General features: G+C 31.7%; 14 protein-coding genes and 1 other RNA gene. 13 read left to right on the forward strand and 2 right to left on the reverse strand.

All coding sequences use genetic code 11. The features are described from left to right. The first annotated feature begins 10 nt into the window (after nt 1–10). The 6 genes from E7419_01920 to E7419_01945 all read left to right on the forward strand — a co-directional run bounded on the left by E7419_01920 (nt 11) and on the right by E7419_01945 (nt 6866). Nucleotides 11–1984 (forward strand): hypothetical protein, encoded by a 1974-nt coding sequence (locus E7419_01920; protein ID MBE7013947.1) that lies wholly within the window; start codon nt 11–13, stop codon nt 1982–1984. 86 nt (nt 1985–2070) lie between these two features. Beyond that, nucleotides 2071–2829 carry a transporter substrate-binding domain-containing protein gene (locus E7419_01925; protein MBE7013948.1) on the forward strand — a complete coding sequence of 253 codons (759 nt, stop codon included), beginning with the start codon at nt 2071–2073 and terminating at the stop codon, nt 2827–2829. 106 nt (nt 2830–2935) lie between these two features. Continuing rightward, on the forward strand, nt 2936–3685 hold the full coding sequence (locus E7419_01930; GenBank protein MBE7013949.1) for an amino acid ABC transporter permease: 750 nt from the start codon (nt 2936–2938) through the stop codon (nt 3683–3685). Beyond that, nucleotides 3675–4418, forward strand: coding sequence for an amino acid ABC transporter ATP-binding protein (locus E7419_01935; GenBank protein ID MBE7013950.1), 744 nt, complete (start codon nt 3675–3677; stop codon nt 4416–4418). The genes E7419_01930 and E7419_01935 overlap by 11 nt, the downstream gene beginning before the upstream one ends. A gap of 2 nt (nt 4419–4420) precedes the next feature. Then, nucleotides 4421–5830, forward strand: coding sequence for an Asp-tRNA(Asn)/Glu-tRNA(Gln) amidotransferase subunit GatB (gene gatB / locus E7419_01940; protein MBE7013951.1), 1410 nt, complete (start codon nt 4421–4423; stop codon nt 5828–5830). Between the two features lie 61 nt (nt 5831–5891). Beyond that, a complete protein-coding gene (locus tag E7419_01945) occupies nt 5892–6866 on the forward strand; it encodes a choloylglycine hydrolase family protein (GenBank protein MBE7013952.1) in 975 nt (324 codons plus the stop codon). Here E7419_01945 and E7419_01950 read toward each other — a convergent pair. After that, on the reverse strand, nt 6852–7916 hold the full coding sequence (locus E7419_01950) for a hypothetical protein (protein MBE7013953.1): 1065 nt from the start codon (nt 7914–7916) through the stop codon (nt 6852–6854). The two genes, E7419_01945 and E7419_01950, sit on opposite strands and share 15 nt — an antisense overlap. A 183-nt stretch (nt 7917–8099) precedes the next feature. Between E7419_01950 and trxA the strand changes: the two genes are divergently transcribed. The 4 genes from trxA to E7419_01970 all read left to right on the forward strand — a co-directional run bounded on the left by trxA (nt 8100) and on the right by E7419_01970 (nt 10678). After that, nucleotides 8100–8426: a thioredoxin gene (gene trxA / locus E7419_01955; protein ID MBE7013954.1), complete on the forward strand. Its 327-nt coding sequence runs from the start codon at nt 8100–8102 to the stop codon at nt 8424–8426. 14 nt (nt 8427–8440) lie between these two features. Next, the gene (smpB, locus tag E7419_01960; protein MBE7013955.1) at nt 8441–8896 is read left to right on the forward strand and encodes an SsrA-binding protein SmpB; all 456 of its coding nucleotides are present in this window, start codon (nt 8441–8443) and stop codon (nt 8894–8896) included. Between the two features lie 18 nt (nt 8897–8914). Further along, nucleotides 8915–9256, forward strand: a transfer-messenger RNA (tmRNA) gene (ssrA, locus tag E7419_01965). Between the two features lie 213 nt (nt 9257–9469). After that, nucleotides 9470–10678, forward strand: coding sequence for an S-layer homology domain-containing protein (locus tag E7419_01970; GenBank protein MBE7013956.1), 1209 nt, complete (start codon nt 9470–9472; stop codon nt 10676–10678). 57 nt (nt 10679–10735) lie between these two features. Here E7419_01970 and E7419_01975 read toward each other — a convergent pair whose 3' ends face one another. Next, on the reverse strand, nt 10736–11593 hold the full coding sequence (locus E7419_01975) for a LysR family transcriptional regulator (protein ID MBE7013957.1): 858 nt from the start codon (nt 11591–11593) through the stop codon (nt 10736–10738). A 95-nt stretch (nt 11594–11688) separates the two neighbouring features. On the opposite strand from E7419_01975, the gene E7419_01980 reads away from it, so the two are divergent. The 3 genes from E7419_01980 to E7419_01990 all read left to right on the forward strand — a co-directional run bounded on the left by E7419_01980 (nt 11689) and on the right by E7419_01990 (nt 15902). Next, on the forward strand, nt 11689–12873 hold the full coding sequence (locus tag E7419_01980; protein MBE7013958.1) for a M20 family metallopeptidase: 1185 nt from the start codon (nt 11689–11691) through the stop codon (nt 12871–12873). Between the two features lie 115 nt (nt 12874–12988). Then, complete coding sequence (locus E7419_01985) at nt 12989–13816, forward strand: hypothetical protein (GenBank protein ID MBE7013959.1); 828 nt, start codon at nt 12989–12991, stop codon at nt 13814–13816. 13 nt (nt 13817–13829) lie between these two features. Then, nucleotides 13830–15902, forward strand: coding sequence for a hypothetical protein (locus E7419_01990; protein ID MBE7013960.1), 2073 nt, complete (start codon nt 13830–13832; stop codon nt 15900–15902). The last annotated feature ends 221 nt before the right edge of the window (nt 15903–16123 follow it).

The raw sequence follows: 16123 nt of genomic DNA on the forward strand, positions 1-16123 counted from the left end.
AGGCAAATTTATGAAAAAAATTATTTTATTTATTCTTTTGTTTGCAAACATAAGTTTTATGGCGTTTGGAGCAATTCCTGATTCTTCTGCCAAGACTATTATATGTCTTGACAGAAAATATAATTTTTTAGATAAAGATAACTATGTGGATTTAAAAAGTGGAGGAGAGCATATTGCTCTTATCCGTGATGATAATTCACTTTGGATGTTTGGCTCAAATGAAGACGGCAAACTTGGTATAGGTGAGATCAGAAATGCTTATAATGCACCTGTTAAAGTACTTGAAAATGTTGAACGTGTAAAAGCAAATAGTGATGGTACTGTGGCTTTAAAAAAAGATGGCTCTGCCTGGTTTTTTGGAAATACTATAAATAGCGTTCCGACAAAGAGTTATGATAATGTTCTTGATGCTGACTGCAATGGTATTTCCTCATATGTTGATAAAGGCGGAAATGCATATTATATAAATTTCAATCAAGATAAGATACCTCTTTGCAGTGATGCAAAGGAAATTTATATTTTGTCAAGTGAAGGCGGAGATGGTCTTCTAAGTAAAGGTGGTTCCACTACAGGTGTATTCATTGTCGGAGGTATGAAGGATGTAATTTCAAAACCAACTTTTTATATTGAGGTTTTAAAATCAAACGGAGACCTTTATGAATATGCTGTAGGTATTTACGGTAATTTGATGGATTATAAGTTTATTACAAGTGGTGTAAAAAAAGTTGAAACAAATGGAACAAATATTACACTTGATATGGGTAATGGACGTTATCTTGTTGGTTCGACTTCGTCGGGACTTACGGAGAAAAACTTACCGGGAAGTGTAAAATATCAGTCAGGCTTTTATCTTAAGGAAGATGGTTTGCTTTATCGTGAGGTTACAAATGAATGTATAGGAACCAATGTAAAACTTTTTGGGGCAGTAGCCGGAGGTGTAGGTGCCTTTATGGTACATAATGACAACTCTGTTTCTGCGTATAGCGTTAATCCAAATATGGAAGATTTTGCATCACGACTTAATGCTGTTAACGGCGGACGTACATATCTTAGCCATAATAATTACATAAAAGAAGATGACATTTTAAATAAAGTACGTGAACTATGTGGCTTAGAAACAGATGATTATATAAATGCAAAAAATATTTCAAAGTGGATAGGTAAAAATATTGTTTATAAGGGAAGTGCCCATGACCAGAGCGGTGTTCAGGCTTTTCGTAAAGGCAGCGGAGTTTGTGCAGCGTTTTCGGAACTTACAACTATTATGTTCACTTATGCAGGAATTCCTACTTATTCCTGTAAGTCTATAGCAAAAGACCATGCATGGAATATGTCAATAATAGACGGCGTTACTGTCTTTATAGATAATACAGGTTCTTTCACAGAAAATTCCTTTGATATGGGGATGTTTTCTCAGGGTATAACTGATAATGCTGATTACAATAACTGCTTTTATGATGAATGGGCAGCGACTGAGGTAAGAGGTGCTTATGACTGGGATCTTATAGACCGTTTTTTAAGACCGGATTTCAAAAATCCTATAATGCGTGATGAATTTTGTTTTATTGTACGTGCTGCCATTGAAAAGGCAAAAGGTAAGAGTATTGATGCTGTTATTTCTGAATATGGGAAAAGCAGTGTTATAGTACCATTTGAGGACACACAGGATGCAGACGTTTTTGCAATGTATAAATTAGGTGTAGTTAACGGCACAAGTGCGACCACCTTTTCACCCAAAAGAGAGATAACAAGAGAAGAAGCGGCAAAGATAATGTTCGGCCTTGCAAAAATAATGGGCGATGATACTTCGTCTTCACAGGCAAATTTCAAGGATGGAAACAATATTTCCGACTGGGCACAAGAAAGTGTGAATTTTGTTGCAACTTACGGAATTATGAAAGGAAAGCCTGAAGGCTTTGACCCGAAAAATACTATAAGTATTCAGGAAACTGCTATTATATGTTACAGATATGTCAGTAAATAATATAAGATAAAAAATACTTGATTATTTGAAAACTGTATGTTATAATATATACAAATAAATGCATAATTATAAATTATGTGCAAATTATGGAGGAGATTAAAATGAAAAAATTATTAACCTTATTATTAGCGCTTTCTATGGTGCTTGTTGTGTTCACAGCATGCGGTGGCAGTGAAACCGATAAACTTACTATGGCAACCAATGCTGAGTTCCCACCATTTGAGTACATAGAAAATGGCGAAATTGTCGGTGCAGATGTTGATATCGCAAAAGCAATTGCTGAAAAATTAGGTAAAGAACTTGAAATTACAAATATTGACTTTGATGCTGCTCTAACAGGTGCTGCAACAGGTAAATATGATATGGCAGTTGCAGGTATTACTGCAAATGACGAAAGAAGAGAAAATATGAATTTCTCAGTTGACTATTATACTGCTTCTCAGGCTATAATCGTTAAAGCAGACAGCACAATTGCAGTTTCCAAAGATTTAGAAGGAAAAACAATTTCTTGTCAGGAAGGTACAACAGGGGAACAGTTCTTACTTGATAATAACTATGCCATCCAGTCATTTAAAACAGGTGCTGAAGCAATTACTGCTTTAACAAGCGGTAAAGTTGATGCAGTTGTTATTGACGATGCTGTTGCAAGAGCATTATCTAAAGAACAAAACGGAGCAACTAAAGTTCTTGATGAAGCGCTTACTCAGGAAGCATACGCAATTGCTCTTAAAAAAGGTAATGACGAATTAACTAAGGAAATTGACGGTGCTTTGGAAGCATTAAAAGCAGAAGGTAAACTTGCTGAAATTTTTGAAAAATACGAATTACCATATGATGCTGAATAATTGATAGAGTAATTATTAAAGCGGCGCTTAATATACGCCGCTTTTTTTAACGATACAGTGTTAAACCAAACTATTAAAAAGTCTGGTTAGAAAGGATTATAATAATATGAATTGGTTTTTTGATATATATAATAACATCATATTATGGTTTCAGGCATGGTTTGATAAACTTTATAATACATTTATTGTGTCGGATAGATGGCTGACACTTGTTGAAGGCCTTTATGCAACTGTTATAATAACTCTTGGCGCACTTGCAATCGGTGTCGTTATCGGTACAGTTGTTGCTATAATAAAAGTTTTTGCTGCTGATGGAAAAAGAACAACATTTTCCGATAAAGTATTATTTGTGCTTGATAAACTATGTAACGTATATATAACCGTTATAAGAGGTATTCCTGTTGTTGTTCAGCTTCTTATATCATTCTTTATTATATTTTCATTTGCCAAAGACGGATTATGGGTTGCAACTATAACATTTGGTATTAATTCAGGAGCGTATGTTGCTGAAACAATCCGTTCAGGCATTATGGCTATTGACGGTGGGCAGATGGAAGCAGGACGTTCTCTTGGATTTTCAAAACTTCAGACTATGTGGCTTATTATACTTCCGCAGGCAATTAAAAATATTTTACCTGCTATAGGTAATGAAATGATTGCTCTTTTAAAAGAAACATCTGTTGCAGGATATGTTGCAGTTGTTGATATTACAAAAGCAGGGAATCAGATTAAGAATACAACTTATGACCAGGTTAACCCGATACTTCTTGTAGCACTTGTATATCTTGCTCTTGTAATGTTCCTTACAACTATTGTAGGAAGACTTGAAAGGAGACTGAGAAAAAATGAAAGATAATATTTTAATTAAAACAGTTGACCTTTGCAAATATTATAAAAACGGAGCAATTAAAGCGATTGATAAAATTAATATGGAAATAAAAAAAGGGGAAGTTGTTGTTGTTATCGGACCGTCAGGCTCAGGTAAATCAACTTTCTTGCGTTCTTTAAATTTACTTGAAGAACCTACTTCAGGAACAATCTTTTTTGAAGATACAGATATAACAAATCCTAAAACGAATATCAATGTTCACAGGCAGAAAATGGGAATGGTGTTTCAACATTTTAATCTGTTCCCGCATATGACTGTTCTTAATAATATGACAGTCGCACCTATAAAACTTCTTAATATTCCAAAGGAAGAAGCAGAGAAAAAAGCGATGGATTTACTTAAAAAAGTTGGACTTGATGACAGAGCCGATGCTTATCCATCACAACTTTCAGGCGGTCAGAAGCAGAGAGTTGCTATTGTTAGAGCACTTTGTATGAATCCTGATGTTATGCTTTTTGATGAACCTACAAGCGCACTTGATCCTGAAATGGTTGGAGAAGTTTTAGAAGTTATGAAAAACCTTGCCAATGAGGGTATGACAATGATTGTTGTTACTCACGAAATGGGATTTGCCAAAGAAGTGGGAACAAGGGTTGTATTTTTTGATGAAGGTCAGGTTATTGAAGAAGGTAATCCTGATGAAATATTTGATAATCCTAAGACAGAAAGAATGCAGTCTTTCTTAAAGAAAGTTTTATAAAAATGTATAATCAATTTGAAATGACAATAGGGCTTGAAACCCATATTCAGCTTAAAACTAAAAATAAACTTTTTTGTGAATGTAAAAATGAATTTACATTAGAACCTGATATATATTGCTGTCCTGTTTGCAGAGGAGATATTAAAGATGACCTGAAAATTAATATGGAGGCTGTAGAAAAAGCGATTACTGCAGGACTTGTTACTAATTGCCACATCAACGAAACATCAAGTTGGGACAGGAAAAACTACTCATATCCTGATCTTCCTAAAGGTTACCAGATAACCCAGTATGATATTCCACTTTGTGAGAATGGATATATTGATATAGGAACTAAAAAAATCCGTATTGAGCGAATTCATATGGAAGAAGATGCCGGTAAACTTATTTATAATAAAGATGGGGAAGTTATATGTGACCATAACAGATGTGGAGTGCCTCTTATAGAGATTGTTACAAAGCCTGATATTAAGTCAGCCTGCGAGGCATCAGAATACTTAAAAAAATTAAGACTAAATATGCTTTATCTTAATGTATCTGATTGTAAAATGGAAGAAGGTTCTTTAAGATGTGATGTTAATATTTCGGTTAAAAGAAAAGAAGATATTAACTCTGGCGTAAAATGCGAAATAAAAAATCTTAATTCTTTTTCTTTTATTGAAAAAGCAATTGATTACGAATTCAAAAGACAGGTTGATTTGATTTTAAAAGGTGAAAAGATTATACAGGAAACAAGGAAATTTGACAGCGGAAAAGGTATAACTGTATCTATGAGAACAAAGGAAAATTCCTCTGATTACGGTTACGAAACTGAACCTTTTCTTGATAAACTTTTTGTTTCTTCTGACCTTATTGAAAATATTAAAAAGACTATTCCTGTACTTCCTGAAAAAAGAATGAAAAAGTACGTAGATGAATATGGTTTATCCGAGTCGGATGCAAAACTAATAGTATCTATGAAAAATATTTCTGATTTTTTTGAAGATTGTATAGACAATGTTAATTGCAGGTTAACCCTATCAAATATTATTGTTAATGAGGTTTTGAAACTTTCCAAAAATGGAGAAATTAAAGTTTCCAAAAATCAGTTAACAGAACTTTCAAATTTGCTTTCGGATAATCTGATAAGCAACCAATCTGCAAAAAAAATATTAGAAAAAATCTGGGATACGCAATTTTTACCAAAAGATTTATGTGACAAAATGGATTTGTGGCAGATAAGCAGCGAGGAAATTTTATATCCTATAGTTAAAGATACGATTGACTGTAATGTTAAAATTATTGAGGACTATAAAAAAGGAAAAACAAATGCCATTAAAACAATTATTGGAATTGTTATGAAGAAAACCTCGGGTAAGGCTAACGGAAACGTAGTTAATAAGATAATATCTGATATTTTAAATACTCTTTGAATTAAATCAAAGAGTATTTTTTTTATTATTGTTTAAGATAACAATATAAGGAGGAAAAAATATGTGTACTGCAATTTCATTTAAAACAAAAGACCATTATTTTGGAAGAAATCTAGATTATGAACAAACATTTGGGGAAAAAGTTATTATAACACCCCGTAATTTTACTTTGAAATTTAAACATCAGAAAGAAATTAAAAATCATTTTTCTTTTATAGGAATGGGAATAATAGAAGAGGATTATCCACTTTATTTTGATTTAACTAATGAAGCAGGATTGTCTTTTGCAGGGCTAAATTTTCCTTATAATGCAAAATATAACAGTTTTGAAAATAATAAAATAAATTTAACCCCTTATGAACTTCCTCTTTTTATTCTTTCTGAATGTTCGAATGTATGTGAAGTTGTTAATATACTTAAAAAAGTTAATCTGTTAAATATACCGTTTAACCAAAAGTATTCCTTAACACCTCTTCATTTTATGTTTTCAGATAAAGATAAATCAATCGTTTTCGAAACAACTTCTAAGGGGAATTTTATATATGAAAACAGAACGGGTGTTCTAACGAATAATCCGCAGTTTAATATTCAACTTCACAATTTAAATAATTATATGAATGTATCAAGTAAAGAACCTGAAAATTTATTTTCCAAAAAAATAGGACTTCAAGTGTATTCAAGAGGAATGGGAGGTATAGGACTTCCTGGAGATTTATCTTCAATGTCAAGATTTGTAAAGGGAGTATTTATTAAAATGAATTCAGTGTGCGATGATGATGAAGAAAGTTCGGTAACACAGTTTTTTCATATTTTATATTCTGTATATCAACAAAAAGGGTGCGTTTGTATTTCCGATAATACTTATGAGAAAACAAACTACACCTCTTGTTGTAATACCGATAAAGGTATTTATTATTATACAACTTATTATAATAACAGAATAACAAAAATTGATATGAATAATGAAGACTTGAACTCATCATCTCTTATAAGTTACACGCTTAATAATAAGCAGGATTTTTTAGATGGAAATTGAATTTAAAAACTGGAGTGAAAAATTATTCAGTTTGGCATAATCCATTGCCTTTATATAATATTCTTCCAGTAAATCATGTTTTAATTTTGCCTCTTTTAATATTGATACTGAGTGGTTAAACAGTTCATCAATTAAGTTTAAGTTGTAATTTACCGACTCCTGATTGATTTTTTTAGGGTCGTACAGTTTAAATAAATCGACAATCTCACCTTTATAACAAGGATGGTACTTATTTGATGTCACAATTGCTGTGTCAATTTCAGGGATTATTATATGTTCTAATTTGTAAGAGGGGCCAACAGGACAGTAGAAACTTTCAATTTCGAATTCATTTATTTCTAAGTTTGTTCTTACTTTTTCCAGTATTTTATATGTTAAATCGCCAATATTTGAATTTAAAATATATACTTTTTTGCATTTTAAAGTCCTGTCTAAAAAGTTTTTAAAACCTGAAGGAGTTATTGCAGATAAAAATAATTTTGTATCCTTGTAACCTTTGCCTTTTTTTTCTTCTGTAATATTATCAATTAAATATCTTATTAGAGAGTAAAATTCATTACTGTTAAGTGAACTTTTATATGTTTCTTCTAAATCTTCATACAATGGGACAGATGCTTCTAAATAGCGATATGCTTTTTTAAAAGTCAGGCTTATTGAGTCAGTAAGATCAATAATTTCGTTCTTGTTTTTTTCAAGTTTTTTGGCATCAAAGAAATCGGCCAGATTAAGCATTTCATAAACTGCGCCCGGATAAGCAGGGTCTATAATATGCGGAGATGTACCGTCAACAAGTAATATGCCTTTTTCCAAAATAAAAACACCGTCTAGCGAATCAGGGTCTGAGGAACAATGATAATAATTTATATGAAAATTTTTTTCTTCAAATATTTTTCCGGTTTCTTTCATTAATGTCGATTTTCCAACACCGGGTCCGCCTTTTATTGTATATATTTTTTTTATCATATTGTTTTTTAATATTTCATTATAATAGTTAAAAAAACCTTGTGTTGTATTTCCACCGGGAAAATAATAATTGTTTAATAAATTCATGTTTTAATTCACCTCATAATAAATTTATGCAAGTTTTGAAAAATAAATATATAATTTTTTAAAATATCTATTTTTTTTTAGAAAAATATATGATATAATATAAAAAATGTATTTTACATTTAACATAAGGTAATAAATATAGTATATATTTAATCCGAATTGTAACTTTTGGGAGGTTTATTTATGGCAGGAAAAAATGTTATTGAGTTAACAAAAGATAATTTTAATGAATATTTATCTAAGGATTTACCTCTACTTGTTGATTTCTGGGCTTCATGGTGTGGTCCATGCAGAATGCTGGGTCCTGTAATAGATGAAGTTGCAGAGGAATATGAGGGTAAGATGTATGTAGGTAAAGTAAATGTTGATGAACAACCGGAACTTGCCCAAGAATTTAAAATTATGACAATTCCTACAGTTTTTATTTTAAAAGACGGGGAAATTGTTGATAAATTAAATGGTGCAGTTCCACTTGAACAAATGGAAGATTTTATTGAAAATAATTTATAAAACGGGGACAGAAAATGGCGATTAAAAGTATTTCCAAGAATAAAAAAGCATGGCATGAATACTTTATATTAGAAGAATATGAAACAGGAATTGAACTTGTAGGCACTGAGGTAAAATCTATAAGAAAAGGATCTGTTAATTTAAAAGACTCATACGTTGATGTGAAAAACGGTGAAGCCTTTATTATTGGTATGCATGTAAGCCCTTATGAAAATGGAAATATTTTTAACAGGGATCCTTTGCGTGTCAGAAAATTATTACTTCATAAAAAAGAAATATTCAAACTTATGGGAAAATTAACGGAGGAAGGGTTAACTATCGTTCCTCTTGAAATTTATCTTAAGGATAAATGGGTTAAGTTAAAAATTGCACTTGCTAAAGGTAAAAAACTTTATGATAAAAGAGATGCAGACGCTGAAAGAAGTGCAAAGCGAAATATTGAAAGAACATTAAAATCATATCAGAATTAAAACTTCTGTAATCGATATGGGGATGTATCGGTTTCGACGGGGGTTTTGAAGTATGGGTAGCGAGTAGTTTTGAGCAAAACTTAAAAAGCTTAAATTTTTAAATATAAAAGCTAATAACGAATTAGTTGCTGCCTAATTAAGGCAGTCGTCTTGCCTGTGAGTACCACGGCACAGGACAAGGCGTCAATTAGTGGTGAACGTGAGTATGCAATGCTTTGAGCATACCATGAATAATTAAGCAACCGAATTACAATAGTTTTCTTGTGGACTTTGTAATGAGGATTTGACCACAAGATACACTCGTAGAAGCCTGTATGAATGAACTTTCGGACAGGAGTTCGACTCTCCTCATCTCCACCAAAAAGAAACGACAATTTTCTTAAAGAAAGTTGTCGTTTCTTTTTGTATTATTCATTTTTCATTATTCAATATTCATCATTCATTAAATGCGACAAGATTTTTTAATGAATAATGAAAACGTAATTCGCCTTCGGCTGATGAATAATTAATAATTGAAAATTTATTATTTTAATGTTATAATTAATTTAAAAAAAGAAGGAAAGGATAGATTATATGTTAAAGAAAAAAAACAAACAAATTATAACTCTTGTGCTGTGTTGTGTGATACTTATTACATCTTCTTTATCTGTTTTTAGTGCATCGATTATTATTCTTCCAAATAGAGATTTTGAGATTTCATTACGTGAATTTTCTGATGTTACACTTGCTCATTGGTTTTATGATGATGTTATGATAATGGCGCGTCGCGGATATATACAAGGTACATCTGAACCTGTTGACGGTATTGGTATATTTGAACCTAACGGAAATGTTACGTTAGGGCAATTTTTAGCTATTGCTACCCGTATTATGATTGGTGATAAAAATGACAAAACAAGTGATTCTCATTGGGCAAAAAAGTACTATGATATAGCAATTAGCGAAGGACTTATATCTGCTGCTGATTTTTTGGGGGATGCAAGTTCTTTAGATACACCATTGACTCGCGAAGATATGGCGTATATTCTTGTTAATATTGCCAAGAAAAGAGGCGAGAGCCTTAAATTGCTTGAAGGTATAGACAATAATATCACAGATTTAAGTAACGTATCAGATAAGAGGCGTGATGCAGTAAAACTTGCCTATTCATCAGGATTGCTAACAGGTAAGGATAACTATGAGTTTAGACCTATGGAGTTATTAACAAGAGCCGAAACTGCGACTGTGTTTTGCCGAGTTCTTAATTTCAGGGAAAGGCCGAAAGTTACTGTTGTAAGCAAAGAAGAAGTTGAATATGCTAAATATGTTGTTAGGGGCGAGGGGAGAACGCAGGGACTGTTAAGAGCCGAATATGCCCGTCAGTTTGATATACAAGCGCTTAATAATGTACGAGTAGGTGAAGATGAAAAAGGGGTATATTTAGAATTTACTGCACCTGTTTTACCGGATTTGTTAAAGAAAGATTTTGAATTTACTGTAGGTGCTGATGTTTATGAGCCAAATGCAGAAGTTCCAACAGGTTTTGTAATGTCATTGGTAGAATCAGGTGAGTATTTTAAGGGATACTTTATCGATGTAGAAGATAATTATATAAGAAAAGAGCGTATAAAGTCTGCTAATGTAACAGTTTCGGTAAGACATAAGACACTATGCGAAAGTATGCTGGGACATACAGTATATATTTATTCAAAAACTCAGGCATTAGAAGGATGGTACGACAATAACCATAATTCAATTATTGAATATGACAGCACACATATATTTGCAGGTATAGGCAGGTAATACAGAAAGGCTCAAACCATATAAGGTTTGAGCCTTTCTTTGTTTAAAAATATATTATCAAAAACTCTTTTCTTTTAAAAAATCAAGAAAATCACGAATGATACCATGTGACAAATGTTCCTTATAAAACACATACACAGTTTGCCGTGCTATAAAATCTGATACATCAAGAAATTTGGTTTTATTATCATTGTTAATGTTTTCATTTTTGTCATCATATCTTTCTATACCGATTCCAATTCCGGCTTCAACATATTTATTGTAGCATAATAAATCATTTGTCTGAACAACAAAATTTGGTGTAAAACCTTCGCGTCGGCAAGCCTCTAAAAGCATATTGTGTGTACTGCCCAGTTCGCCGAAAGAAATAAAAGATTCGTTGCAAAGTTGTTTTAATTTCAATTTTTTATTACATAAATGACTGTTTGCAGAAACTTTTAAGCGTATTTTTCTGCTGCATAACTCAAAATTATCATATTCTGAATATTTAAATAGTTTATCATCAATTATTATATCAAAGTCTTCTTTATGCGTACCTGTATAATCAAAAATTGTCTTAAATGTTATATCAGGATGATTTTTTTTATATTCAATTATATAATCTGTAATTTCTTTTCTTAATGCACGAATATAAATTTTAATTTCACATACATTGTTTTTATGTGGTGAAATTGAGTCAATAAGATTATCTAATTCATTAAAAATTATACATAATGAGTTCTGTAATTTTTTTCCGTTCTCGTTTAATTCTATTTTGTTGCTGTATCTATGAAATAGTAAGCAGCCGAGTTCTTTTTCTAAACGTTTTACAGATGCTGATACCGAAGATAGCGGAACCATATATTTTTCCGCAGTCTTTGAAAAACTTCCGTTTTTAGCACTTTCAAAAAAATAACGAAGTTGCAGAATTTCCATATTTTTAACCTCATTTTTATGTTTTATTTTGATTATACATTATTTTTTATAATAATGCAATGTTAATTTAGTTGATTATTTACGATAATGTATTAATGTGGTACAATATAGAAAAATATTTGGGGTGTTATACAATGAATGAAATATTTAACTACATTGACAGTCACGCAGAAGAATATACTCAATTTTTAAAAAAAATCTGCAGTTTTGAGGCAACTGCAAAAGATAAGAAAGAAATTGACAAAATGCTTGATTATATTTCTGAATTTGCTCTTAATAAGGGCTTTAATGTTGAAAGGGTTCCGTTTGAAAATTGCGGAGACTTTTTAATTATTGATATAAATAAAAATATGGATAAAGGTAGTGTATTTCTTGCTCATACAGATACTGTTCATAAAAAAGGAACTTTCGGATATCCTTTAGTAAAAATAGAAAACGGAAAAATGCAAGGACCTGGTATGATTGACTGCAAAGGTGGGATTGCAATTGCTCTTCTAACAATGGAGTCTTTAAAGAAGTATGGCATTAAAGATCACACAAGACTTATTTTAACTTCTGACGAGGAGGTTTCAAATGTTTTAGGTGGTAAAAAAGAACAACAGTTTTTTAAAGAAAAAGTATGTGGCTTTAAAAATGCACTTAATTGTGAAACAACAAAAAATAATGAAGTTGTCGTTTCAAGAAAAGGAATTTTGCGTCTTAGAATTGATATTAAAGGAATTGGTGGACATTCAGGGATTGAATATTTTAATTCATCAAGTGCTGTGCTGGAAGCAGCTAAAAAAATTGTAGCACTTGAGAGTGCAAGTAAGCAGGGAGGAACTACATATAATTGCAGTATCATAAATGGTGGAACCGTTGCAAATATTATTCCGAATGAGTGTTCGTTTGTTGTTGATGTAAGAGTTGTAAATGTTGACAGTATGAAAGATGCGGAAGAATTTATCAATAAGGTTGCAAATAAAAGTTATGTTAAGGGTACAATATCGACTGTTACAAAGATTAGTTCAAGAATGCCTATGTTAAAAAATGATGAAACTTTGAAATTATTTAACACACTTTCTAAAATCAGCATAAAATATGGCTTGGGTGAACTTACTCCCGTTGAATCAGGAGGAGGCTCTGATTCAGCATATACTCAACTTGCAGGCGTACCGAGTTTATGTGGTTTGGGTGGAAGCGGGGATTTCTGCCATACTAATAAAGAATATATAGAAATAAATTCTATTTCCAAAAGAGCTAAACTGTTGGCAGCATTTTGTGTAAAACAGGGAATATGAATGCGAGATTAACAGTTGCATAGAGTTTGTGATTGTCATAATATGATTTTTATTTCAGGGAACTTTTTCCATTTTATTTCGTCTAAATAGTATAAAGATATTTGGAGGAGTAAAAATGAAAAAGTTTTTTTGTTTTATTTTATGTATTTTAGTTTTTTCAGGATGTAGTAGTGATATACCCAAAGAAAATAATGTGTTATATCCTGATGAAAAGAGCGAATATAGAACATTTAAAATAGTTGATGGTACTGAAAGTGGTAAACTTATCCTTGCAGGTGCAGAAACTAATTTTGTATATTCACTTGATGCAAAGGATGTTGATGTTTTTGCAGATGGTAAAAAGGCGGAACTTAAAGTTTTAGAAGATGGTATGCCGATAGATGTTTATTTTGAGGGTAATTTTGATAATGTTCCAAAAAAGCAAGGACAACCCATTAACATCACATCATTTTGTAAATCCATAAACGGTCACTCTATCGGAACCAAAAGAAATCCGGGAGGTTCTTTTTATGATTTGAGCGGACTATACCTGAAAGTCCTTGAAGATTTATGGGAAGTAGATGCAGGACTTAATGGTGGTATAAAGTACATAAGTGTTGATTTAAGCGAAGCACCCGGTGAACTAACGGAAGGTGAAAAGTCAGCAATCAGTTATATATTTGCAAAGGAACATAATACCGAGTGCTTGCAACTATCTTTTGAAGAACTAAGAGAACAAGGCTATATCAAAAAAGATGAACTATATTGGAAAGATGGACTTTTGTTTTCAATATCTGATAGTATGAAGAACGCAGAAGTGTATCATGGGCTTCGTGTAATAAAATTTGATGCTATGAAATGGCGTAGCGGAACAGGTGCATATTTTTTTGGTGATTGCAGTGCATCATGGCCACAACTTGGAACGTGGACAGATTATATAATTGGTTCTCAAGCTATATCATAAGGAGGTTAAAACTGTGAAAAGATTGATTTTATTTGTACTTTGTATAACTATTATATTATCATCTGTAAGCGCTTTTGCTGTAGCATCGAATGATGAGATTAAATTGATAAAGCAGAGAATAACTGAAATTAAAAATAATAAACCTTATGAAGATAAAACAAATATGATTTTTGTAAATGCAATAAATCACGCACATACTGAATATATTATGAAACAAGCATTGATAGGATTTAATTATACTATTATCAAGCAATATAACCTGACAAAATCATATCTTGTTGAATTTGAAAGTATTGAAAAGGCAGATGAGGCAGTTGATATATTAAATGCCCGCAACGATATAAGATATGCTGAGCCTAATTATCGTATAAGTTTGCCGACTCCTGTTGTGCCGGATAAAGTAAAAACAGAAATATCAGAAGAATTAGTTCCAATCGCACATGGTGATTTGGCAGCACCAAGTGAGTGGGCAAGGGAATATGTTTCAAAAGCTGACAGAATTGGAATGTTGGATTATTTTAAATTTCCTTTTACATCTAATATAACCCGTGCTCGTTTTTGTATTCTCGTATATAATATGCTTGACAGAATAGCGGATATTGAATGGAAATCCATATCAGAAAATATATTTGAAGACACGGATAATGAAAAGGTGATTTCACTATATCTTGAAGGAATTATAGAAGGCAAAAGCGAGAAAATATTTGCTCCGCATGATGAAATAACAAGAGAAGAAGCTGCAGTCATTTTAAAAAGAATTGCAGATTATATGAAACTGGAATGTGCAGATATACATTTAGAATTTGATGATAGAAATCTGATTTCTGATTGGGCATCAGGTGCTGTTTTTAAAGTATGTAATCTTGGTATTATGAATGGCGTAGGAAGTAATCTGTTTGATCCAAAAGGTGCGTACACGGTTGAACAAGCCATAACAACACTTGTGAGAATGTTCGATATTATATCCGATGATAAATTTGCGTATATGTCATTTGCAGATAAATTGTATGTAAATATGCCTGAAGACAGAAACTATATGTTTTCTCCGCTTTCATTAAAAATGGTTTTGATGATGGCAGCCAACGGTGCATCAGGTAAAACTAAGACTGAAATACTTGATACAATAAATGTTACGGATATTGAACATTATAACAAATGTATCAAACTGATGATAGAAGATTATTCGCAGTCTGACTTGTTAAAAACGAATATTGCAAATTCAATTTGGATAAATTCTGACAAAACATCACAAAGATTTAGTGAAGAATATAGTAAAAAACTGGAAGAGATTTTTAATGCTACATACGGTATTGTCAATAATAAAACTGCCATAAAAGAAATCAATGAATGGGTAAATGAAAAAACTGAAGGTAAAATTCTGACTATTGTTTCCAAAGATAATGCTGATTTTTGGGCTATGCTTGTAAATGCAGTATATTTTAAGGGAAGATGGCAAAATGAATTTAACAAAGGTGCAACTAAAAAAGACGATTTTTATTCAAAGGACGGAAAAATAACAAGCATAGATTTTATGAATAATACATCATGGATAAATTATTCAAAAAAAGATGGTATAACAATAATTGAACTTCCTTATTTAATTAGTGAGGAAATATTTGATGAAAACGGCAAATATGTTGAAACTAAAAAACTTGAAGGCGTTAATATCAGTATGTATCTTTTGATGTCCGATGAAGAATTTAATCCCGAAGAAATCCTTAGTAAAGCGGAACTTAAATTAAAATACATAGCTCTTTCTGTTCCAAAATTTAATGTTGAGTACAGTATCGAATTAAATGATATCCTAAAGACGATAGGCATTAAAAAAGCATTTGAGGTGGATGCAGAATTTGGCAGTATGTTTGATGGCAAAAATATGTGGCTTGACTCAATGGTTCATAAGACATATATTAAAGTTGACGAAGAGGGAACGGAAGCATCTGCAATTACAGGTGGAGGTATGGGTGGATCGTCACTTCCGCCGGAACCACTTGAAATCAAATATAATAAGCCGTTTACTTTCGTTATAAAAGATAATATAAACGGAGAGATTTTATTCTTAGGTAAGTATGCTTTTTCTAAGTAGATAACTTAACACAAAAAAGAGAAGTTTTAATAATATAAAACTTCTCTCAGACCGTCGAAAAAGTCGGGCTACCGCAAAAAATTAAAAAAATTTTAGAATATTGATAAATAAAGATATTAATAATTCAAAGTGAAATGGCAAGGGCATCATCGAGAAACTGATGTGACCCCAAAAAGTTAGACTTTTTATAGCGTAGTGGTTTTAGAGGCTGCTACGCTATT

Source organism: Oscillospiraceae bacterium, assembly GCA_015068525.1.
Classification (GTDB): Bacteria; Bacillota; Clostridia; order UMGS1840; family HGM11507; genus SIG450.